This window comes from Streptomyces sp. XY431 (assembly GCF_001279805.1).
Taxonomy (GTDB): domain Bacteria; phylum Actinomycetota; class Actinomycetes; order Streptomycetales; family Streptomycetaceae; genus Kitasatospora; species Kitasatospora purpeofusca.
The window spans coordinates 1-20,880 of sequence record NZ_LGDO01000173.1; the positions used below are offsets into that span (position 1 = coordinate 1).

Genomic DNA, 20,880 nt, shown 5'->3' on the forward strand with positions numbered 1-20,880 from the left:
GGCTGGGGCTGGGGACGGGCCGCCGCCCACCGTGGTGGCGGCGGCGCTCTGGGCCAATCTGCACGGTCTCGCCCAGCTCCGCGCCTGGGGCAGTCTCCGCCTCGCCACCGGCGGCGACGACGTCGAACCCCTCCTCCGCGCCACCCTCGACGCCCACCTCGGCCGGGTTGCCGGATGACGCCCGCCCGCGCCCAGCGCCTCACCCTCGTCGGCAGCGTCCTCGGCGCCGCCGTGGTCGCCCTCGACGGCACGGTGCTCACCGTCGCCCAACCCAGCCTCCGCCGCGACCTGGGCACCTCCCTGGCCGCCGTGCAGTGGACCACCACCGCCTATCTGGTCACCGTGGCCGCCCTGCTCGTGTTCGCCGGCCGGCTCGGCGACCGGTTCGGCCACCGCCGGGTCTTCGCGATCGGCGCGATCGGCTTCGGAGTCGCCTCGGCAGGCATCGGCCTCGCCCCCGGGATCGGCTGGGTGATCGGCCTGCGTGTCCTCCAGGGCGTGGCGGGCGCGCTGCTCCAACCCGCCACCCTGGGGCTGCTGCGGGCCGTCTACCCCGCCGACCTGCTCGCCCGGCCGATCGCCTGGCGCACCAGCGCGATCGGGCTCTCGGCCGCCGCCGGCCCCTTGGTCGGCGGTGCCCTGACCGCCCAACTGGGCTGGCGGTCGGTCTTCTTCCTGACGATCGTCCCCGCCGTCGTTGCCGGGGTCTCGGCGCTGCTGGTCCGGCTGCCCCCGTCGGCCGAGGGGACCGCTGCCGAGGCGGCCACCGCTGCGGACACCGCCGCCGCGCCGGCGCCGGGTGCCGGGCTGGACCTGCCGGGCGCCGGGCTGCTGGGCGGCGCGCTGGCCGCGCTGGTGTTCACTCTGGCCGAGGTGCCCGAGCACGGCCTGTCCCCGACCGTCTGGCTCGGACTGGCGGCCGCGACGGCACTCGGCACCGCCTTCCTCCGCCACGAACGCCGGACCCGGCACCCGTTGCTGCCACCGGCCGTCCTCCGCACCCCGACCGTGGCCCCCGCGCTGGGCGTCCTGCTCACCGCCTCGGCGGCCCTGTTCGGCACGCTCTTCCTCGTCACCTACTTCCTCCAGGACGTGCTCGCCCTCGACCCGCTCGCCTCTGCGCTCCGGGCGCTGCCGCTCGCGCTCGCGATGGTGGTGGCCGCGCCCGTCTCGGCGGTCCTGAGCCGACGTCACGGTCCGCGGCGGACGGTGGTGGCGGGGATGTCCTCGCTCACCCTGGGCATCCTCCTGGCCTCGGGCTTCCGCCCCGACACCCCGGTGCTCATGACGAGCGCGGCGTTCCTGCTGCTGGGCACCGGCTTCGGGGCGGTGATGGCCACCGCGACGACGGCGGTCGTCCGCGCCGCGCCGCTCGGGACCGCCGGGGTCGCGGGCGGGCTCCAGCAGACCGCGATGAACATCGGCCCCGCCCTCGGCGTGGCCGCCGCGACCACCCTCGCCGCCGGCCACCCACCGGCCGAAACCCTCGTCCCGGCCCTGACCGCCCTGGCAGCCGTGGCCGCCACCGGCACATTCCTCGCCACCCGCCTCCCGGCCGCCCACCGACCCACCGCACCCGCACCCGCACCCGCACCCGCAATCCGGGACGCGGAGCGCTGAAGCCCTATCCGCCCATGGCGTCCTGCACGAATCGCCGCAGGTGCGCACGCACCACGTCGGGCTGCTCCAGCCAGGGCTCGTGCCCCGCGCCCTCGATCCGGGTCAGCGGAAGAGCCAGCCGGAGCGCGAGCGACTCGAGTGCCGACACGGGGCGGGGATCGTCGACCCCACCGAGGATCTCCGCCCGCACGGGCAGGCGTGCGCGCAGTTCGGCAAGGTGCCCGTCGAGCGGATCGACGCGTCCTTCGGTGCCGAGTTCGGCGTTCATCGACCAGTTGACCGGTCGACGCCGCCGGGCCCCCTCGGCCGCCCAGCGCCACCCGCGTTCGGAATCGGAGTGGTCGGTGAACCATGCCAGGGTGAGCAGCTCGACCTCCTGCTCCTCCGTGCGCTGCGACAACTCCTCCAACTCGCGGAGCCGCTGCTGCTGGGCTGCGGACATCCGGCGGCCGCGCTCCGCTCGCTCCTCGGTCCGCCAGTCACCGACGAACGGCCCGCACATCAGCAGCACGGCGCGCACCCGGTCGGAGTGCCGCAGACAGAACCGACTCGCCAGTCCGGCACCGTAGGAGTGCCCGATCAGCACAGCCTCGGACAGCTCCCACCCGTCGAGGAGTTCGGCGAGATCCTCGACATGCCGGGCGAGGGAATGGCGGCCCCGCCACGCGGACAGCCCCGTGCCGCGCTGGTCGTACCGGTACACGGCCGCGAGGTCCGCGACCATGGGCGCGATTCCGCCCAGATAGTCCGGCAACCCGGGACCACCGTGCAGCAGGACCACGGCCGGCCGCCGAGTCGTGTCCCCCAGTGCCTGCCAATGCACCTGCGCCCCGTCGGTCATCGATACGAGGCCCTGCGTCTCCGTCAGAGTCACCGCCTGGAGGTTACCGGCGTCGCTGCTGCTCCGCCACGGTCGGCCGTGGGGTCAGGGCGTCGGGTCAGGACCTCGGATCGGGACGGTAGGTCAGGACGTCGGATCGGGACGTCGGATCGGGGCGTGCCCCGACAGGCTCGGGGCGGCCGGTGGCCTCCCCGGTGGCCCCGGCCCGGCGGCGGGACACCGGGAGCAGGAGCAGGGCGAGTTGGACCAGCGCGCCGATCGTCATCCCGGCCCAGAGGCCGCGGACGCCGAGCGGACCCGACAGGGCCGTGCCCGACGCGAGCTGGGCGGTGAGGCCGAACAGCACCGCGAGCACCGGTCGCCGTCCCGCGCCGGCTGCCTGGTGCACTCCGCCGAGGGCGACCACCAGCGCGTAGGGCAACAGGTAGAGGCCGGCCATCCGGAGGAAGCCGACGGCCTCGCCGGACACCGCCGGGTCGTCGGTGAACAGCGCGGCCACCGGTCGCGCGGCCGCCGCGCAGAGCAGGGCCGCGCCCGCGCCGAGGGCCCCGGCCAGCCTGGCGGTGTCGCGGGCGAGGGAGCGCACGACGGCGGCGGGGGCGGCACCGGCCCGCCGGGCCGCGCCGGTCAGCCGGGCGGCCTCGATGGCGGCCGCCTGCCGGACGGCGTAGAAGGCCATGGTGACGATCAGCAGGACGCGGTACCCCACCCCGTACCCGGCCACGGCCGGCACGCCGAAGGCCGCGACCAGGCCGAGCTGGACGGCCCCGACGCCCATCCGCGCGGTGAAGTCCAGGCCGAACGGCGCGCCGGTCGCGGTGATCGCGCGCCCCTCCGCGAGCAGCCCGCCCGCCGGGGCCGGCAGCCGGTGGCGGCGGCGGAGCAGGGCGGTAACGGCGAGGGCGAGCGCTCGGGAGGTGGTCAGCGCCAGCGCCGCGCCGGTCACGCCGAGCGCCGGGAACGGGCCGGGCCCGAGGATCAGCAGCGGGTCCAGGACGAGCAGCAGGGCATTGCCGAGCAGGGCCGTCCGAAGCGGCGTCCGGGTGTCGCCGACGCCCTTGAACAGCTCGTCGGCGATCCGCTGGGCGAAGAACAGCGCGAAGGCCGGGAAGGCCACGGCGAACCAGTCGGCGGCGAGCGCGGCGGCCTCGCCGTCCAGGAAGGCGGCGGCGATCCGGTCCCGGGCCAGGAAGCCGGGGACGGCGATGAGGAGGCTGCCGAGCGCACAGAGCCGCCACGCGGCCCGGGCGACGCGCCCGGCCCCGGCCCGGTCCCCGGCGCCGTGGGCGTGCGCGAGCCGCACGGTGGTGCCGGAGGCGACCACCAGGACCAGGCCGAGCAGCAGGTTCTCCACGGTGCCGGCCAGAGTGACGGCGGCCACCGCCGGGGCGCCCAGCCCGGCCACCCAGTAGGCGCCGACGACCGAGGCGACCACCCCCGAGAGCAGTTCGCCGTAGACCGGTCCCGCCAGTGCCACGAGCCGTGGCAGGTGCCCCCGCATGCTTCCTCCGCTGTCCCCGTCGACCCTCGGCCTCGATTGCCTCGATTGCCTCGATGGCCTCGATGCTCTCGATGGCCTCGAATAGAGATACATCGAATCGAGGCACCTCGACAAGAGATATCGTGGCGCCGTCACGGAACGCGCGACCGCAGGCTGCCGACCGCCGGTCCGGACCGAAGCGCCGATGACGGCGAAACGCCACGACGACGGAGGGCCCCCGACCGTGCTGACGCTCGCGATCCTCGGTTTCCTGCACGACGAGCCGCTGCACGGCTACCAGCTGAAGGCCCTGATCACCGGCCTGACCGGCCATGTCCGGCCGGTCAGCGACGGCGCGCTCTACCCCGCGATCACCCGGCTGGAGAAGGCCGGACTGCTGCTGCGGCGCACCGAGCCGGGCACCGGCGCCGCCCCCCGGCAGGTCCTGGAGCTGACCGCCGAGGGGCGCGCCGAGCTGGAACGGCGGCTGGCCGAGCCGACCGAGGTCGAGATCTCCGACCAGATCCGCTTCTTCACCGTCGCCACCTTCCTGGACCGACTGGCCGATCCGGCCCGGCAGGCCGTCGTCCTCGGACGGCGGCTCGCCTTCCTGGAGGCGCCGAGCAGCTTCTTCTACGACGCCGACGGGCTCCCGGTGACCGCCGAGCGGGAACCCAATCCGTTCCGGCGCGGCATCCTGCTGGTCGCCCGGGCCTCCGGCGCGGCGGAGCGGGCCTGGCTGACCGAGACGATCGCCGAACTGGAACGCGGCCTTCCGAACGCCTGAGCGGACCGCCGGACACGGTGCTCCCCGAGGGGCTCCCGCCGGCGCGACACGTGGCTATGATGACCGCCACCCCCGCGGCCGGTCCGTCCGGCACCCCGGCGCCGCCGCGAGTGGCCAGGTCACGGGCCGGTCCCCGACCCGCGCCGTCCGCACCCGAGGGAGACCGCCGTGCCCAGTGCCGACATCGCCGACGCCGCGGACACCGCGCACACCGCCGGTGCCGCCCGGTCCGCGACCGGCCCCGGACCGGGCGCACCCCGGCCCGCCGCGCGCCGGGAGGACATCCCCGGCTGGTTCTTCCGGCTGGACCAGGAGGCCTTCGGGCACCTCCTCACCGCCCAGAGCGCGGCCGGCACCACCGGCGACATCCTCGAACTCGGCAGCTACCTGGGGCGCAGCGCCGTCCTGCTCGGCGACCATCTGCGGCCGGGCGAGCGCCTGACGGTCTGCGACCTGTTCGACTCGGAGGCGGGCGACGCCGACAACGCCGCCGAGATGACGATGTCCTACCGGGCCTCGCTCACCAGGAGCGGCTTCGAGGCGAACTACCTCGCGTTCCATCCGGAGCTGCCGACCATCGTGCAGGCGCCGACCTCGGTGCTGGCCGACGGCCGGGTCCCGGACGGCAGCTGCCGCTTCGTCCACATCGACGCCTCCCACCTCTACGAGCACGTGGCCGGGGACATCGAGGTGGCGCGGCGGGCGCTGTCCGGGAACGGCCTGGTGGTGCTGGACGACTACCGCTCGGAGCACACGCCCGGTGTGTCGGCGGCGGTCTGGCAGGCGGTGTTCACCGGCGGGCTGCGACCGGTGCTGCTGACGCCGATGAAGTTCTACGGGACGTGGGGCGATCCGGAGCCGGTCCGGCGGGTACTGCTGGCGCGCGACTGGCGGGCGGAGGGGTTCACGGTGGACGAGGACACCATCGCCGGCGCGTCGGTGCTGCGGCTCAACAACGCGGTCCGTCCGGCGGCGGGGCGCTCGGGTGCGCGCCGGCTGCTGCTCGACCTGCTGCCTCCGGTCGCCACCCGGTCGGTCCGGCGGGCGCTGGGCGCGCTGCGGACGTGGCGGAGGCCGGGGGCGTAGCGGACGCGGCGGGCGCGGCCGGACCGCATGGCCGGACCGTGCGGTCGGACCGCCGGTAGGGTCGCCCGGTCGGGTCCGCCGGCCGGGCGGGCCGGACGCCGCACCCGTGGAGGGCTCCGAAGTGCCGTCGAGAACGCCCGATCTGCCGCACCCGCCGCACCCGCCGCACGTCCCCGAGTCCGCCGAGTCCGCCGGGCCCGCTCGACTCCCCGGGATCCCGCGGCTCCCCGAACTCCCGCGGCTCCCGCGACTCCCGGCGGACGAGGACCTGGTCGAGGCACTGCTGGCGCTCGCGGTGCCGTTCGAGGAGGTGAACGGCCTGCTGGCGGCCCGGACCCGGCTGGACCGCGACCGGGGACTGCGGACGTTCTTCGAGGAGATGCTGCGCACGCAGGCCGCGGCCGTGGGAACGCTCGGGCAACCGGCCGGGCTGGACCGCGACTGGGCCGCCGGAACGGCCGGCGGCGAGGGCCTCGCCACCCTGCTGTTCGTCGCGCTGGCCCCGCTCGCCCGGGCGCACCACCGGGCGCTCGGCATCCCGGCGGAGGTGACCGGGTCGACGCTGGCCGACCTCGGCCGACAGCTCGCGGTCAGCCGGTGGCGCGGCCGTTCCGGACTGGGCAACGCGCGCTGGCTGACGCTGCACTTCCGGGGCGAGCTGTTCCAGCTCGGCCGGCTCCAGTTCCAGCGCACCCGGGCCACCGGCGCGGACGTCCCGGCGGCCCGGGCCCCGGGCGCCGACGGGTGGAGCCTGCAACTGCACATCCCCGACCACTGCGGGCCGCTCTCCCCCGCGGCCTGCGACCGCGCGCTGGACCGGGCCCGGGTGTTCTTCCCCCGGCACTTCCCCGCGGAGCCGTACCGGAGCTGCCACATCTTCTCCTGGCTGCTCGATCCGCAGCTCGCCGACCATCTGCCGGCCGAGTCGAACATCATCCGGTTCCAGCGGCGGTTCTCCCCGCTGGAGCGGCCGGACCGGCCGTCGGTGCCCGAGGACACCAATCCGCTGAAATTCGTCTTCGGCGACATCGAACGGCCGCTGGAGTCCCTCCCCCGCGACACCGTCGTCCAGCGCGCCCTGGTCGACCACCTGCAGGCGGGCGGCCACTGGTACGTACGGGGCGGGCGGCTGCCGCTCCGGACCGTCCTCCCGAGCGTCCTCCCGGCCGTCGGGCAGGCACCGGATCGATGAATTGAGATCCGATGGAATGACCAATCCGATAAATCGGATCGGACTCACTCGAAGGAGGGAACATCCATTAAAGATTTGCCCACGGAACATTAAAGGACGCATAGTGATGATGCCTCAGTTGGCCATAGGAATGGCCAATTTTCGGCAAAGTCCCGTGCGTGTCGCGCACGGATCCCCGACAGGTGAGGAGATGGCGTTGCGTCACGAAAACCTTCACGACGGCTACGGGCAGCGGCTGCGCGAGCGGATCGCCGCCCCGGGGACGGCCCCGCTCATCGGCGTCTACGACATGTACTCCGCCTCCATCGCGGCCGAGCACTACGACGGCATGTTCGTCTCCGGCTTCGGCTTCGCGGCCTCCTACTACGGACTGCCCGACATCGGCTTCATCGCCTGGCCGGACATGGTCGCCTTCGTCGAGCGGCTGCGCGGCGCCTTCCCCCGGCACCACCTGCTGGTCGACATCGACGACGGTTATGTCGACCCCGAGGTGGCCTGCCACGTGGTGCGGCGGCTGGAGCGGATCGGCGCCTCGGGCGTCATCCTGGAGGACCAGAAGCGGCCCCGCCGCTGCGGCCACGCCGACGGCAAGCAGGTCCTCCCGCTCGACGAGTACCTGGAGAAGCTGGACCAGGTCCTCGCGGCCCGCACCGACCTGGTCGTGGTCGCCCGCACGGACGCCACCGAGGAGGCGGACATCCTGCGCCGGGCCGAGGCCCTCGCCGCCACCGAGGCGGACGTGGTGCTGGTCGACGGCGTGCGCAGCGAGGAGTGGATCCGGAAGATCCGCCGGGTGGTGGGCGATAAGCCGTTGCTGTTCAACCAGATCGCCGGCGGCAAGTCGCCCCGGCTGTCGCTCTCCGAGCTGGGCACGCTCGGGGTGGACGTGGCCATCTACAGCACCCCGTGCCTGTTCGCCGCCCACCGGGCGATGGACGAGGCACTCGCCGGCCTCAAGATCGCGGACGGCCGGCTGCCGGCCGAGGCCGGGGGCCGCCAGCCGATCGGTGTCCGCGAGTCGACCGAGCTGCTGGAGCGGAACATCGCCCGCGTCCGGACGCGTGAGGAGGTGGGCGTGTGACGCTCCGGGTTCCCGGTCCGGTCGTGCCTGCCCGGGCGGGGGTGTCGCGCCGGGGCCGCCACCGGGTGCTGGCCGTCGGGCTGGCACTGGCGGCCTGGGCCCTGCTCGGCTGCGCCGTCCCGGGGGTGGCCGTCGGGGCGGGCAGTCTCCTCACCGTGATCGACAACTCCGGGGCGGACTCGATCGTCGAGATCGACCGGACGGCCGATCTCCTTGTCGGGCACGGGTCCGCCGGCAGTGACCACGACGGCTCGACCTCGGTGCTGCCCGGCCTGCTGGACCTCACCGGAAGCACCGCCGCTCCCCCGGCGGCGGAGGAGGACGAGGGGGACGAGGAATGACCACGGTCGGTCAGCACCGGGCGCCGCCCCCGCCGGAGGCGCCGCGCCCTCCGCCGGGCGACGGCGAACGGCGGCGGCCGTGGTGGCGGGTGCTCGACCCCTACGTGGCCGCACTGGCGGGGGCGGTGGCCCTGGCCGCACTGCTCCCCGCCTCCGGACGGGCGGCACACTGGGCCGAGCTGGCCTGCGAGTTCGCGGTGGGGCTGCTCTTCTTCCTGTACGGGGCACGGCTGTCCACCCGGGAGACGGTCGCCGGGCTGCGGCACCTGCGGCTGCACGGCCTGGTCCTGGCCTGTACCTTCGCCCTGTTCCCCGTCCTCGGCCTCGCCGTGACGGCGGTGTCCCCGGTCGCGGACACCGGGCCGCTCCGGACCGGCGTGCTGTTCCTCTGCCTGGTGCCGTCCACCGTCCAGTCCTCGGTGGCACTGACCGGTGTCGCCCGGGGGAACGTCCCGGCCGCGATCTGCGCCGGCACCTACTCCAGCCTGGCGGGTCTGCTGCTGACGCCACTCCTCGCGGCCTGGCTGCTGGGAGCGGGTGCGGCCCTCTCGGCCGACGGACTGCTGCGGATCTGCGCCCAGTTGCTCGCGCCGTTCGTGGCGGGGCAGCTGCTGCGCCCCTGGATCGGCGACTTCCTGGGCCGCCACCGCCGGGCGCTCGCCCCGGTCGACCGGGGATCGATCCTGCTGGTCGTCTACACCGCGTTCAGCGGCGCGGTCGAGCAGGGCGTGTGGGCCACCGTCACACCAACCGCGTTGCTCGGGCTGCTGGCGGTCCTGCTGTTCCTGTTGGCGGCCGCGCTGGCCGCCGCCCGGCTCGGCGCGCGGGTGCTGGGCCTGGATCGCGCCTCCGGAATCGCGGCGGTGCTCTGCGGCTCGCAGAAGAGCCTGGCCGCCGGGCTGCCGATGGCCACCGTCCTCTTCGGCCCCCAGGCGGGTCTGCTGGTGCTGCCGCTGATGATGTACCACCAGTTGCAGCTCGTGGCCGGCGCACTCCTGGCCGGGCACTGGTCCCGGACCGCGGACGGGGAACCGGCTCCCGCCGACCCGGCCACCGAGGGACGATCTGAGGCCAACACTAATATGACAAAGGCATATTGACGTTCAGTCAGGAGAACTGAAGACTGACACCAACCTGGCGCGGCATCATCCCCGGCGCCGCCGCCCGGGTGTTCGGCTCGTACATGTCACTTCTTCACAGCCCCGCCACCGGGAGCATCGGGCTCCCCGGGCGGCCGGTCCAAGGAAGCAGCCATGAGCAACGACACCCGCCCCTTCATCCGACGCGCCGCCCTCGGCGCCTGTGCGGCGGCCCTGGCCGCCCTGGTGCTGCCGAGCACCACCGCGCACGCGGCCACCGCACACCCGGCCGTCACCCTGGCCAAGCCGGGCAGCGGCGCAACCGTCCTGACCTTCACCGTCCCCAGCACCCGCGAGGGGGCTGCGCCGCTGACAATCGACTGCACCGTGACCCCGTCGACGCCCTTCCGCTACTACGGAGGCCCGTACGGCGGAGGGGAGGAGGGCCTGGCGAGCGTCAGCTGCTCGGCCCCCGTCTACAAGATCCAGCTCGATGTGGCGCTCTACTACAACGGCGCCCAGGTCACCTACAACTCCAACACCGTGTACAACGCGCTGAGTGCGAGCGCCGACACGGAGTACCCACTGAAGCAGGGCTCGTACCAGACCGGCGCACGGGCGACCATCACAACGGTCCTCGGCGGCAGCTCCGTGACCAGCCCCATCTACGGAAGCGCGAGCGTCACCCTGCCGTGAGCCCGGATCCGATCTCCTCCACGCCGCCGCGCCGCTGACCGAGCGCCGGCCGCAACCTCGCAGGGCGCAACCAGGGCCCATGACGGCAGCCGCCGGTGGAGACCCCACCGGCGGCTGCCGTCCGGCCCACCGTCACCGTGAGCAGCGACGAGGACGGAGCGTCCGGGTCCGGTCCACCAACGACCGGGAGGCGCCCACCGCCGCACCCACCCGAGGTCAGGGGATGTAGTAGGGGCGGTGGTGGGCGGCCACCGGGGCGGACTGGTAGGTCCAGGCGCCGGCGGCGGGCGCGTCTCCGATGAGGCGGGCGAGGTCGGCGACGGCTTCCCGTGCGGGCCCGCCCGAACCGGGCTCGCTGGAGCCGCCTTCACCCGGGCCGCCTTCGCCCGAACCGGGCCTGTCCGGGCCGCGCTCGCCGAGGGTGAGCCGGACCCGGTCGGCGGTGCGGGCGTCCAGCGGGTGGAAGCGGTAGGGCTGGTGGACGGTGAGCGGGCCGGCCAGCAGTCGGCCCTCCTCGTCGGTGCCGTAGCCGGTGACGGGGGTGTTGACGACCGGTTCGCTGTCGAGGCCGGCCAGGTCCGCCTCGACGGCGAACAGCTCCTCCTCGTGCCGGCGCAGCCCGTCCGGGCCGAGCGTGGCCCGGTGGCAGGCGACCGACCAACGGTCGTGCACGGCCGCCGCGTTCAGGGAGGGCAGGACGGCGGTGAACCAGCCGGGGTGCTTGGGCTCGGCGTAGAGCCGGGTGCCGGCGTCAATGGCGAGCGGGTTGTCGCAGAGCACATGGAGGCGGGCGATGCCGAGCAGCCTGGTCTGGTCGTGGCCCCGGGCGTACTGGCCGTAGTCGACGGCCGGCAGGCGGTCGGCGGCGGACCGGGGGTGGGCGATGACGTTGATCTCCACCTCCTCGGTGATCCCGCCGCCGGTCGGGTACTGGGCGAAGTACAGCTGGTAGTTGAGCGAGACGCAGGCCCGGCCGCCGAAGTCGGCGGCGGCCAGGGCCGGGTGACGTTCGGCGAGCAGGTCCTGGACCGGGCCTGGGTCGACCAGGTAGTCCACGCCGATGTTGTGCAGGGCGCCGTAGTGGAAGGGGAGGTAGTACGGCTCCGGCACGGGTGGCAGTGGCAGACCGGTCATGAGGGCTCCCTGGACGGGGTGGGCGAGGAGGCGGGCACGCGAGCAGGCGAGGACGGACGCGGCGCGCTGAGCGTCGCCGGGCCGCGCAGGACCGTCAGGTCGTGGTGGGCGCGGTCGGCGCTGCGCAGGGCGAGGGCGGCCATGGTGAGCGAGGGGTTGGAGGTGCCGAGGGAGGGCATGGAGCCGCAGCCGACGGCGTAGAGGTTGGGGTGGTCCCAGCAGCGCTGCCACTGGTCGACCACGGAGGTGCCCGGCGAGTCGCCCATGATGTGGGTGCCGCCGCCGTGGCCGGCGCCCCGGTAGCCGTACGGCCGGCCCTCGTGTTCGAGCCGCCCGGGCCAGTCGGGGCCGGCCTCGTAGCGGGTGTGGTCCTCGGCGCCGAGCAGGGCGAACAGTTGGTCGGAGACGGCCCGGGCGGAGGCCATGCCCTGCCGGACGTATCCGGAGAGGTCGTAGTGGAGGGCCGGTCGCGGCAGGCCGAGGCGGTCCGGCCGGCTGTGGTCGAGGGTGACCCGGTTCGCGGGGTCGGCCGGCTGCTCCAGTTCGAACTGGAGCGAGAACTGACGGCCGAGCCGGTCCCCGAGGCGCTCGCGCAGGTCCTTGCCGCGCACTCCGGTGCGCAGCAGGGCCCCGGTCTCGACCTGGGGCGGGCGACCGGCCCAGGACCAGCCCCAGTTGCCGATCTCGATCCGGAACGGCGCCCGCCGGGCCCGGGCCCGGCCGAAGCGGAAGGCTTCCAGTCCGCTGGTGGAGCCCGGCCCCCGGTAGGGCCCGGTCGGCTCCGGCAGCAGGCCCCAGGTGAGCAGAGCCGGATGGTCCATCAGATTGCGGCCGACCTGGTCGCTGCGGTTGGCGAGGCCGGAGAGGAGCAGCAGCCGGGCGTTCTCGATCGCGTGGGCGGCGAGCACGACCAGGTCGGCGTGGACGCGGTGGGTGGCGCCGTCCGCGTGGTACTCGACGCCGGTGGCGCGGCCGGTGCCGTCGACCAGGACCCGGCTCGCCACGGCGCCGGTGCGCAGCCGGACGCCGGGCGCCCAGCGGGCCTGGGTGCGCAGCGGGGTGTACTTGGCGCCGCTGGGGCAGGCCGGGACGCAGGAGGCCGCGCCCTGGCACAGCGGCCCGGTCGGGTGCTCCGGCCCGGTGGGCCGGCCGTTGCGGGCGTGCGGGGTGGTGCTGACGGCGAGTCGGGCGTCCTCCTCGGCGGCCGGGTCGCGGACGGTCCGGCCGTCGAGGGCCCGGGCGAGGGTCCGGTCCAGGTGGGTGGCGGGGATGGCGCGCATCGGGAAGGCGTAGTCGGCGGGGATGGGCAGTCCGACGGCGCGGCGCTGTTGGTCGGCGTCGGCGGCGACGCCGAGTTCGTGTTCGGCCTGCCGGTAGTACGGTTCGAGGTCCTGGTAGCCGATGGGCCAGTTGCGGCCGTGGCCGAGGTCGGCGGTGCGGAAGTCCTCGGGGTGCATGCGCGGGGTGAGTCCGGTCCAGAGCAGGCCGGTGCCGCCGTTGGCCCGCAGGTAGCCGCTCGCATAGGGCAGCGGGCCGTGCTGGAGGAGGTATCCGGTGGCGGCGAACCCGCCGTCGGGCAGGCCGGTCAGGTCGTCGACGTCCGGGGACGGGGCGTCGGCGTTGCGGGGGTAGGGCGAGGTGGGGGTGCCGCCGCCGGCCGCCAGGTACGCGGTGGCGGTGGTGACGGCGTCGGGGACGTCGTGGCCCGCTTCGAGGACGAGCACGCGGTGGCCGTGGCCGCCCAGGCGGTGGGCCACCAGCGAGCCGGCGAAGCCCGCGCCGACCACGATCACGTCCCAGTGCCGCTGGGCGTCCTGGCGGTGCCCGTCCTGTCGGTGGACGTCCGACCGGTGGGCGCCCTGGCGCGGCGCGACGTCCCGGGTCATCGGCCGGCCCCGTCCTGCGGGGCCTCGGCCCAGCTGCCGTGTCCGGGGGCGGTGCTGCCGGGGGCGGCGCCGTGGAAGGTGCGCCACATCAGGCCCCGGTCGTGGGCCCGGGGCGAGGCGGGCGGCTCGTCCGGCCAGGCGCCGACGTACCAGAGGTGGACCAGGGCGTGCTCGTCGCGGACCCGGTGGGCGAGCAGGGTGCGGTGGTGCTCGTGGGCCATGCCGGTGTCGCGCAGTTCGCTCTCGTCGAAGCCGGTGAGCTCGGCGGAGAAGCGGAGGAAGTCGGCGAAGTCGGTCAGCTCCAGGAGGTCGCCCGACGCGGGGAACCCGTACGCCGCCCGGTCCGGCTCGTCGGCCTCGGCCCCGGGGTCGAGCCCCTCGGCCACCGGTCCCGAGAGGCGGTGATGGTAATCGTCGAACCCTGGCAAGCCGGCACCCCCATGGTGAGCAGGTCGCTTCACATCGCGTCGAGTCGCGCCAACATCACGTCCCGGACATGACAGCCGAGAGGACGCTCCGCATCCGACGGCCGATCGGGCGAACTCCCGATCGTCCCGGAACCGATGCTGCCCCGTTGCCGACCCCCGGAGAACCTTCGACCACAATCGATCGATCACGACTGCTTCGCCATGGTTTCGCTGTCACATAGCGATCGATTACTTATCAGATCGACTGCCTGAATGACCGGCACCGATCGGTCGGGCGCCGTCGCCCGGGTGGCGCAACGCAGCGCGCGGGCCGGCCGGACGGCTGCGATCTTCGGAGCACGCGCGGGTCCGCCGCGCGCCCCGGTGTCGAGCCCTGGAGGCCCCGATGTGGCAGGCTCCCCCCGCCGCCGCCCCGTACCCGACCGAATGGCTGCCCACGCTCGACCTGCCCGCCCCCGGACCGCAGAACCGACTGACCGTGCTGTTCCGGCTCCTGCTGCTGATCCCGCAGTTCATCGTGCTCTGGGTGCTGTCGGTGGTGGCGTTCGTGGTCACGGTCATCGGCTGGTTCGGCGCGCTCGTCCTCGGCCGGCTCCCGGTCTTCGCCGCCGACTACCTCTGCGCGTACGTGCCGTACGAGACCCGGGTGAACGCGTACCTGCTGATGACGACGGGCAGCTATCCGCCGTTCGCCTTCCGCGTCCCCGAGTACCCCGTGCAGGTCGGCCTCAGGCCCGGGGAGCTGAACCGGCTCGCGGTGCTGTTCCGGATCGTGCTGGTCATCCCGGCCGCCGTGGTGCAGGGGCTGCTCTACGCGGGCTGGTGGGTGGTCGGCTGGATCAGCTGGCTGGTGGTACTCGTCCTCGGGCGGATGCCGCAGCCCCTGTTCGAGGCGAGCGCGGCGGTGCTGCGCTACCGGATGCGGTACACGGCCTACCTGGTGATGCTCACCTCGGCCTACCCGAAGCGGCTCTTCGGCGACGAGCCCGGCTCGGAGCCCGAGGGGACGGTGTCGGCGACCCGGCCGCTGGTCATGAGCGGGGCGGGCCGGGGCTTGCTGGTGCTCTTCCTGGTGCTCGGCCTGGCCTCCGGGGTGACCAGCTCGGTCACGACGACCGTGACCGGGGACGACGACGAAGTCAAGAACGTCACCGGCCCGCTGCTCCCCGGTCCCCTGCTGCCGGGACCCTCCTCCCGCTGAGGGCACGACCGTCCGGCGCAGGAGGAGCAGGAACAAGCAAGGAACAAGAGGAAGAACAAGAGGAACAAGAGGAACAAGAAGGACCGAGCAGGAACGGGAAAGGCCACGGCGGCGGGGATTGCCCCCGCCGCCGTGGCCCGTCCCGGTCCCCGTCCGCACTGCCCACCGGACGGGGCGGCCGTCAGAAGGTCAGGTTCCAGGCGTCGACGGTACCGACGTCGCCCGAGGCGCCGTCCTTGACCCGCAGCTTCCACGTCCCGTCGGCCGGGCTCGCGGAGGCGTTGACGGTGTAGGTCTTGGCGACGTTGTCGGCACTGTCGCTGTCGGTGAAGTCCTCCAGCAGGTAGACCGTGCCGTTCGGCGCGACCAGGGAGAGGACGAGGTCACCGCGGTAGGTGTGCTTGATGTCCACGCCGACCTTGAGCGCGGTGGGGGCGTTGCCGCCGACCCCGGTCACGGCCAGCGGGCTGTCCACCGTCGCGTTGTCGGTGATCGCCACGTCGGTCAGGGTCTCGAAGTACTTGCCGGTGGGCGGGGTGCCGCCGCCGACCGCCTTGAGCGCGTCGACCTGGCCCTCGCCGAAGAAGGCGTTGTTGGCGGTGGTGCCGGTGCAACGGCTGTCGGACGGGCAGGCCACGTCGTTGGCCTGGGTGGCCAGTCGGGCGCGGATGTCGGCCGGGGTGAACGTCGGGTTGGCGCTCGCGATCAGCGCCGCGACACCGGTCACGTGCGGGGAGGCCATCGAGGTGCCGCTCTTGGTGCCGTACTTGCCGCCGGGCAGGGTGGAGTACACGCCGGTGGCGCCGTCACCGCCGGGCGCGGCGACGTCGATGACGCCCCGGCCGAAGTTCGAGTACGAGGCCTTGCCGGTGCCGCTGGCCATGGCCGAGACGGTCACCACGCCGGGCAGCTCGGTCGGGATGTCGATGCAGGCGTTGGTGATGGTCCGGGTGACCTTGGTGGAGTCGTTGGGGCTGTCGCTGTCGGTGGTCTTGTTGGCCAGGTCGTAGTTGGAGTTGCCGGCCGCGGCGACCTGGAGCGAGCCCTTGCCCTCGGCGTAGGCCTGGGCCCGGCGGACGCCCTCGATGATGGCCGCCTGGTCCAGGTTGTCCGGGCAGTTGAACTGCCACGGGTCGGTGTAGTAGCTGTTGTTGGTCACCTTGAAGCCGTGGTCGCCGGCCCACACGAAGCCGCAGACGGTGTTCTCGGCGAAGAACAGGGTGCTGGTCGGCTCGGCGATCCGGACCGAGGCGATCTTGACGCCGGGGGCCACGCCGATGACGCCCTTGCCGTTCTTGGCGGCGGCGATGGTGCCGGCGACGTGGGTGCCGTGGGTGTCGACGTCGCGCCAGGCACCGGTGCGGGTGTCGGCCTTGCCGTAGGCGCAGGAGGCGGAGTCGGCGGAGTCGAAGTTGGGCGCCAGGTCCTGGTGCTGGTCGTCGACGCCGGTGTCCAGCACGCCGACCTTCACCGTGGACGAGCCCGTGGAGACGGCCCAGGCCTGGTCGGCCTTGATCTGGGTCATGTCCCAGCGGTTGGACTCGGTCAGCGTGGTCGCCGACTGGGCGGGGTTCGCGGGCAGGGCCGGGTTGTAGGCGTCGGCCGGAACGTCCGAGGTGCGGGTCGCGCCGACCTGCTGGACGCCCGCCACCCCGCGCACCGCGGCGGCGAAGCCGGTGCTGGTGGAGTGGGCGACGACGACGCCGATCGCGTCGTAGCTCGCGAAGACGGTGCCGCCGTTGGCGGTCACCGCGGACTTGGCGGCGGCGACGTCGGAGGGGGCGCTGATCACCAGGTAGGCGCGGGTCCCGGCGGCCCAGGCGGTGGCCGCGGCCGGTGCCTGCGACGCGGCCTGGGACTCCGGCGCGGCCTGGGTCTGCGGCGCGGCCGCGGCGGCCGGGGCCTGGACGACGGGGGCGGAGGCGGGCGCGGCGGGCGCCGCGACGGCCAGGGTCGCGGGGGTGGCCAGGGCCGCGGCGGCCAGCAGGGCGAGCGCGGCGGTGGGGCGGCCGACCCGCCGGGATATCAGGGGTGACACGTGCGTCCTCCGATCGGGGCCCGTGCGTGAGGGGATCACACGGGGGTTGAACGCAACATGCCAGAACAGCAAGCATTTGGGGAAGGCTTTACGCGTGACCTGTTGTCACAAACGTGTCAACATTTGATGTCTCCCCGATTGCCCCTGTCATTCCGGTCATCCCCACCTCTGCGACACCCGTGCCACCGGCACGCCCCGGCTGCCCGAGGAGAGCCGGATCGGCCGCACCGTGGATCCGGCCGAATCCGCTGTCGGCGGACAGCCCCGGAACGGACCCGGCCGCCCGCCAGGATGGCCGGATGGGCCATCACACAGCGGTACGCCGACTCGACCTGGGCTATTTCGTCCGCCCCGCCTCGGAGACCGGTGGCCCCCGGCCGCGCGTCGAACCCGTGCTCGCCTATCTGGTGCGGCACGACCAGGGACTCGTCCTCTTCGACACCGGTGTCGGTGCCGCCGACCCCGGGACCGAGGCCCACTACCGACCCCGGCGCAGGCCGCTGGAGGGCGCCCTCGCCGCCGCGGGAGTCACCCTCGCGGACGTCTCCCTGGTCGTGAACTGCCACCTCCACTTCGACCACTGCGGCGGGAACCCGCTGCTGAGCGGCACACCGATCCTGGTCCAGGCCGTGGAGTTGGCCACTGCCCGCCGCGGCGGCTACACCATCGACGAACTCGTCGACTTCCCCGGTGCGACCTACGAGGAGGTCGACGGCGAGGCCGAGATCCTGCCGGGGATCCGGATCCTCCCCACCCCCGGGCACACCGACGGGCACCAGTCGCTCGTGGTCCAACGGGACGACGGCAGCGTGGTCCTGGCCGGCCAGGCGTACGACTTCGCGTCCGGGTTCGCATCGGACCACCTGGCCCGCCATGCGGCCCGCCAAGGCGTGGAACAGCCGCTCCCCGACTACCGGCCCTGGCTGGACCGACTCGGCGACTTCGACCCGCGACGGGTCCTCTTCGCCCACGACTGCTCGGTCTGGGAACCGCCCCACCGGGGCAGCTGGGACCACCCGCCCCGGGTACTGCCTCGTCACCCCGGACGGGACTGACGCCGTCGCAGCGATCGGCCGGAGCTCGTCGGCCGAGATGCTTCAAGCTTTCACTGTTCTGACTTGATGCTTTGCCCTGGGTAGCATGACCGCATGACACCGCCCCCCGATGCGTCGGACGAACGGGTCCGGGCCGAACGGGCCCTCTGCGGCCTGGTGAACGGACTCGCCCAGCGGATCGGCGACCATCTGCGGGAGCACGCCGCCGGGCTCGGGCTCACGGCGGCCCAGGCCACCGCACTGCGCGAGCTGAACGGCCCGCTGACGATGCGTGAACTCGCCGGGCGGATGGGCTGCGAGCCCTCCAACGCCACCTTCGTCGTCGACCGGCTGGAACGGCAGGGGCTGGTCGAACGGCGCCCCCATCCCACCGACCGGCGCGCGCGGCACCTCGTCCTCACCCCCGCGGGCAGCGGGCTGCGGGAACGGCTGCTGGCCCTGCTCGCCGCCGACTCACCGCTGGCCGGGCTGGGCCCGGAGCAGCGGCTGGCGCTCCAGGAACTGCTCGAACAGGCCCTCGCCCGGTCCTGACCGTCCCCGAACCGGGCCGGGCCAGGCCGGGGACGGGGACGGGGACGGTCAGGACGACCGGCGCCTCAGACGGCGCGCAGGTGGGACTTCACGACGTCCAGCACGGCGGTCCGCTCGGGGGTCAGGTAGAAGTGCCCACCGGGGAAGACCTTCAGATCGAACCCGCCGGTGGTGTGCGCGGCCCAGTTGCCCGCCTGGTCGAGGGTCACCTGCGGGTCGTTGTCGCCGGTCAGGGAGGTCACCGGCACCCGGACCAGATCCTCCGGCGCGGCCACATAGGTCTCGACGGCCGTGTAGTCGCCGCGCAGCGAGGGCAGGATCATCTCCCGCAACTCGGGATCGGCCAGCAGGCGTTCGTCGGTGCCGCCGAGCCTGGCCAGCTCTGCCAGCAGACCCTCGTCGGGCAGCAGGTGCACCCCGGAGTCGCGCGGCTCGGACGGCGCCCGGCTGCCCGAGACGCACAGCCGCACCGGACCGGCCACCTGGTCGCGCTCGAACCGGCGGGTCACCTCGAAGGCGATGGCCGCCCCCATGCTGTGCCCGAACAGGACCAGCGGACGGTCCGCCCACGGCCGCAGCGCGGCGTAGACCCGGTCGGCCAGCTCGGGCAGCGAGTCGAGCGCCCGCTCGTCGATCCGGTCGAGCCGACCGGGGTACTGGGCGGCGAGCACGTCGGCGTACGGCGACAGCTCGGCCGACCAGTCCCGGAAGAAGCCCGCCGAGCCGCCCGCGTGCGGGAACATCACGACCCGGACGGGCGCCGTGTCGAACGGATGAAAACGGCGGAACCAGAGGCTGTCGGTGACGGCGGTGGGGCCGGGCATAAGGTGCGCTCCCTCGCGACTGACTGATCGGCAGGACGGTCTACCCGCACAGTCTCTCCGGCCGACCCGCACCCACGTCAACCGCCCACCGGAAGGGGATCGTCCGGCCACGGTCCATCGGCGGCTCCCGGCCGGCCCGGAAGGCCGCCCCCAGGGCCCGTCCCGGCGACCTCCGACCAGCCCCGACCAGCCCCGGTCAGCCCCCGGTCAGCCTCCGATCGGCCTCCGGTCAGCCCCCGGTCAGTCCGCGGCCACCGCGTCACGGCCGAACCGCGCCTCGGCCGCCCGCGACCGGGACCGGCCGTCCAGCAGCAGCACCGACGCCGCCTCCGGCACCGGCGTCCCCCCGGCGCCCCGGGTGTGCGCGGTGAGCGCCGCGAGCAGTTGGTCCAGGCCCCGGCGGTGGCGGGCGAAGACCCGGTTCGAGGCCCAGCGGCCGCGGGCCCGCTGACCCGCCAGGGCGGTCGCCGCCCCGACGTCGAGCAGGACGAGGTGCAGCTCCCGTCCCTGCCGGGCGGCCTCCCGGGCCAGCCAGCGACGCATCCACGCCCGGCTGCCGCAGTCGTGCACCAGCAGCGGCCCGCCCCGGCGCAGCGAGCGGCGCAGCAGCCGGAAGTGCTCCAGCCGGGCCCAGGGGCGGTAGACCGCGTACGGCAGGCGGTCCGGCATGACGGCGGCGCAGGCCTCGTGCACGGCGCGCGGGTCGACGGTCACGGCCTGCGGCGCGCGGGCGGACCAGCGCCGCAGCAGGGTGCTCTTGCCGCTGCCGGGCAGCCCGGAGACGACCACGACCGCGTCGGCCGGGTAGTGCACGGCGAACGGCTCGCCGGCCACGCCTCGCAGGTCCACCGGTCCCCGCGGTTCCATCCCCGCCTCCGCCGTCCGGCCCGCGCCCGGCACGACCGCCCTCGCTCCGCCCACGATGGCCGACCCGTCCATGCTGCTCACCCGTCCCGTCCGTGCCCGACCTGGAACGATAACAATCCACGCCGCCGGCTCCCGCCACGGTTCCCGGCCCCTGGTCCCCGTTGCCGGTCCGGTGCGCTCCGGAGGAACATGGCCGGATGTCCGATATCACCGTCGTGATGCTCAGCCCCGGTTGCTGGGCCGACGACACCGACGCCGTCGCCGAACTGAACGCCCGACTCGATCTGCTCGGCCCCGACCTGCCGGGGCGCTGGGCGCTGCGCGACCTCGGCGCGCGCGCCGACGCCTGGGGCGGCACCAAGAATCCGCCGGCCTGCTACGGCGCGGCGTTCAACCACCTGCCGCTGGACGACTTCCTCCGCATCGTCGGCGAGCTCACCTGGACCGAACCGGAGGCCTTCCAGTTGTTCGTGATGACCGAACGGGACGACCGGTACCAGGTCCTCTCCCTGGCCGAGCTGCGCGCCCGGTCCACCGCCGCGGACGCCTGACCGCTGCGGACACCCCGATCGACCCGCCCGACCCCGGCAACCCCGGCGACACCCCGGCGAGGCCGGCGACCCGCCCGACCCCGCTGAGCCGCCCGAACGGCCCAGCCCGGTGGCGGCGCCCGCGACCCCAGGTCCTATGGTGGTCGCCGTTCATGATGCACC

20 protein-coding genes and 1 pseudogene are annotated in these 20,880 nt (G+C 74.2%); 13 read left to right on the top strand and 8 right to left on the bottom strand.

Annotation, left to right across the window (positions count from 1 at the left end; all coding sequences use genetic code 11):
- Positions 1-178, top strand: a pseudogene (locus ADK60_RS42030) (WHG domain-containing protein); the annotation flags it as partial.
- Positions 175-1,620: an MFS transporter gene (locus tag ADK60_RS18935; RefSeq protein ID WP_053647462.1), complete on the top strand. Its 1,446-nt coding sequence runs from the start codon at positions 175-177 to the stop codon at positions 1,618-1,620. The pseudogene ADK60_RS42030 and the gene ADK60_RS18935, both read left to right, overlap by 4 nt.
- Positions 1,621-1,624: 4 nt before the next feature.
- On the opposite strand, the gene ADK60_RS42035 is transcribed toward ADK60_RS18935, so the two are convergent.
- Together ADK60_RS42035 and ADK60_RS18945 are read right to left on the bottom strand one after the other, a co-directional pair.
- On the bottom strand, positions 1,625-2,494 hold the full coding sequence (locus tag ADK60_RS42035; RefSeq protein ID WP_234371143.1) for an alpha/beta fold hydrolase: 870 nt from the start codon (positions 2,492-2,494) through the stop codon (positions 1,625-1,627).
- A 64-nt stretch (positions 2,495-2,558) separates the two neighbouring features.
- A complete protein-coding gene (locus tag ADK60_RS18945; RefSeq protein ID WP_053647464.1) occupies positions 2,559-3,962 on the bottom strand; it encodes an MATE family efflux transporter in 1,404 nt (467 codons plus the stop codon).
- Between the two features lie 223 nt (positions 3,963-4,185).
- Here ADK60_RS18945 and ADK60_RS18950 point away from each other — a divergent pair, with 223 nt between their 5' ends.
- From ADK60_RS18950 to ADK60_RS18980, 7 genes are all read left to right on the top strand, one after another.
- On the top strand, positions 4,186-4,728 hold the full coding sequence (locus ADK60_RS18950; protein ID WP_053647526.1) for a PadR family transcriptional regulator: 543 nt from the start codon (positions 4,186-4,188) through the stop codon (positions 4,726-4,728).
- 168 nt (positions 4,729-4,896) lie between these two features.
- Complete coding sequence (locus ADK60_RS18955; RefSeq protein WP_502687435.1) at positions 4,897-5,814, top strand: class I SAM-dependent methyltransferase; 918 nt, start codon at positions 4,897-4,899, stop codon at positions 5,812-5,814.
- Between the two features lie 121 nt (positions 5,815-5,935).
- A complete protein-coding gene (locus ADK60_RS18960; RefSeq protein ID WP_286185287.1) occupies positions 5,936-7,006 on the top strand; it encodes an acyltransferase domain-containing protein in 1,071 nt (356 codons plus the stop codon).
- A gap of 196 nt (positions 7,007-7,202) precedes the next feature.
- On the top strand, positions 7,203-8,087 hold the full coding sequence (locus ADK60_RS18965; RefSeq protein ID WP_234371144.1) for an isocitrate lyase/PEP mutase family protein: 885 nt from the start codon (positions 7,203-7,205) through the stop codon (positions 8,085-8,087).
- Positions 8,084-8,428 carry a hypothetical protein gene (locus ADK60_RS46675; RefSeq protein ID WP_053647468.1) on the top strand — a complete coding sequence of 115 codons (345 nt, stop codon included), beginning with the start codon at positions 8,084-8,086 and terminating at the stop codon, positions 8,426-8,428. Before ADK60_RS18965 ends, ADK60_RS46675 begins: the two co-directional genes overlap by 4 nt.
- Positions 8,425-9,528, top strand: a complete 1,104-nt coding sequence (locus ADK60_RS18975) for a bile acid:sodium symporter family protein (protein WP_079008499.1) — start codon at positions 8,425-8,427, stop codon at positions 9,526-9,528. Before ADK60_RS46675 ends, ADK60_RS18975 begins: the two co-directional genes overlap by 4 nt.
- 153 nt (positions 9,529-9,681) lie before the next feature.
- Positions 9,682-10,203: a hypothetical protein gene (locus ADK60_RS18980; protein ID WP_053647470.1), complete on the top strand. Its 522-nt coding sequence runs from the start codon at positions 9,682-9,684 to the stop codon at positions 10,201-10,203.
- A 216-nt stretch (positions 10,204-10,419) separates the two neighbouring features.
- Here ADK60_RS18980 and ADK60_RS18985 read toward each other — a convergent pair whose 3' ends face one another.
- The 3 genes from ADK60_RS18985 to ADK60_RS18995 are packed head-to-tail and all read right to left on the bottom strand — an operon-like array spanning position 10,420 to position 13,609.
- Positions 10,420-11,337, bottom strand: a complete 918-nt coding sequence (locus ADK60_RS18985; RefSeq protein WP_053647472.1) for a hypothetical protein — start codon at positions 11,335-11,337, stop codon at positions 10,420-10,422.
- Positions 11,334-13,223 carry a GMC family oxidoreductase gene (locus ADK60_RS18990; RefSeq protein WP_079008500.1) on the bottom strand — a complete coding sequence of 630 codons (1,890 nt, stop codon included), beginning with the start codon at positions 13,221-13,223 and terminating at the stop codon, positions 11,334-11,336. Before ADK60_RS18990 ends, ADK60_RS18985 begins: the two co-directional genes overlap by 4 nt.
- Positions 13,220-13,609 (bottom strand): hypothetical protein, encoded by a 390-nt coding sequence (locus ADK60_RS18995; protein ID WP_045939191.1) that lies wholly within the window; start codon positions 13,607-13,609, stop codon positions 13,220-13,222. The genes ADK60_RS18990 and ADK60_RS18995 overlap by 4 nt, the downstream gene beginning before the upstream one ends.
- A 427-nt stretch (positions 13,610-14,036) precedes the next feature.
- Here ADK60_RS18995 and ADK60_RS19000 point away from each other — a divergent pair, with 427 nt between their 5' ends.
- Positions 14,037-14,852 carry a DUF4389 domain-containing protein gene (locus tag ADK60_RS19000; protein WP_053647474.1) on the top strand — a complete coding sequence of 272 codons (816 nt, stop codon included), beginning with the start codon at positions 14,037-14,039 and terminating at the stop codon, positions 14,850-14,852.
- 181 nt (positions 14,853-15,033) lie between these two features.
- Here the strand turns inward: ADK60_RS19000 and ADK60_RS19005 are convergent, their stop codons facing one another.
- Positions 15,034-16,890, bottom strand: coding sequence for a S8 family peptidase (locus ADK60_RS19005; RefSeq protein ID WP_502687436.1), 1,857 nt, complete (start codon positions 16,888-16,890; stop codon positions 15,034-15,036).
- 299 nt (positions 16,891-17,189) lie between these two features.
- Here ADK60_RS19005 and ADK60_RS19010 point away from each other — a divergent pair, with 299 nt between their 5' ends.
- On the top strand, positions 17,190-17,945 hold the full coding sequence (locus ADK60_RS19010) for an N-acyl homoserine lactonase family protein (RefSeq protein WP_053647477.1): 756 nt from the start codon (positions 17,190-17,192) through the stop codon (positions 17,943-17,945).
- A 93-nt stretch (positions 17,946-18,038) separates the two neighbouring features.
- On the top strand, positions 18,039-18,476 hold the full coding sequence (locus ADK60_RS19015; protein WP_053647479.1) for a MarR family winged helix-turn-helix transcriptional regulator: 438 nt from the start codon (positions 18,039-18,041) through the stop codon (positions 18,474-18,476).
- A gap of 65 nt (positions 18,477-18,541) precedes the next feature.
- On the opposite strand, the gene ADK60_RS19020 is transcribed toward ADK60_RS19015, so the two are convergent.
- Positions 18,542-19,300, bottom strand: coding sequence for a thioesterase II family protein (locus tag ADK60_RS19020; RefSeq protein ID WP_045939199.1), 759 nt, complete (start codon positions 19,298-19,300; stop codon positions 18,542-18,544).
- Positions 19,301-19,540: 240 nt separating this feature from the next.
- Entirely contained in the window at positions 19,541-20,167 is a 627-nt protein-coding gene (locus ADK60_RS19025) for an AAA family ATPase (protein ID WP_234371145.1), read from the bottom strand.
- A gap of 197 nt (positions 20,168-20,364) precedes the next feature.
- Here ADK60_RS19025 and ADK60_RS19030 point away from each other — a divergent pair, with 197 nt between their 5' ends.
- On the top strand, positions 20,365-20,718 hold the full coding sequence (locus tag ADK60_RS19030; RefSeq protein ID WP_053647481.1) for a hypothetical protein: 354 nt from the start codon (positions 20,365-20,367) through the stop codon (positions 20,716-20,718).
- The last annotated feature ends 162 nt before the right edge of the window (positions 20,719-20,880 follow it).

Excerpts from the sequence above, each read along its gene's own strand:
- ADK60_RS18935 (WP_053647462.1), top strand. The coding sequence starts at position 175 with ATGACGCCCGCCCGCGCCCAGCGCCTCACCCTCGTCGGCAGCGTCCTC.
- ADK60_RS18945 (WP_053647464.1), bottom strand. The coding sequence starts at position 3,962 with ATGCGGGGGCACCTGCCACGGCTCGTGGCACTGGCGGGACCGGTCTAC.
- ADK60_RS18975 (WP_079008499.1), top strand. The coding sequence starts at position 8,425 with ATGACCACGGTCGGTCAGCACCGGGCGCCGCCCCCGCCGGAGGCGCCG.
- ADK60_RS18980 (WP_053647470.1), top strand. The coding sequence starts at position 9,682 with ATGAGCAACGACACCCGCCCCTTCATCCGACGCGCCGCCCTCGGCGCC.
- ADK60_RS18985 (WP_053647472.1), bottom strand. The coding sequence starts at position 11,337 with ATGACCGGTCTGCCACTGCCACCCGTGCCGGAGCCGTACTACCTCCCC.
- ADK60_RS18990 (WP_079008500.1), bottom strand. The coding sequence starts at position 13,223 with ATGACCCGGGACGTCGCGCCGCGCCAGGGCGCCCACCGGTCGGACGTC.
- ADK60_RS19000 (WP_053647474.1), top strand. The coding sequence starts at position 14,037 with ATGTGGCAGGCTCCCCCCGCCGCCGCCCCGTACCCGACCGAATGGCTG.
- ADK60_RS19010 (WP_053647477.1), top strand. The coding sequence starts at position 17,190 with ATGGGCCATCACACAGCGGTACGCCGACTCGACCTGGGCTATTTCGTC.
- ADK60_RS19015 (WP_053647479.1), top strand. The coding sequence starts at position 18,039 with ATGACACCGCCCCCCGATGCGTCGGACGAACGGGTCCGGGCCGAACGG.
- ADK60_RS19020 (WP_045939199.1), bottom strand. The coding sequence starts at position 19,300 with ATGCCCGGCCCCACCGCCGTCACCGACAGCCTCTGGTTCCGCCGTTTT.
- ADK60_RS19025 (WP_234371145.1), bottom strand. The coding sequence starts at position 20,167 with ATGGAACCGCGGGGACCGGTGGACCTGCGAGGCGTGGCCGGCGAGCCG.
- ADK60_RS19030 (WP_053647481.1), top strand. The coding sequence starts at position 20,365 with ATGTCCGATATCACCGTCGTGATGCTCAGCCCCGGTTGCTGGGCCGAC.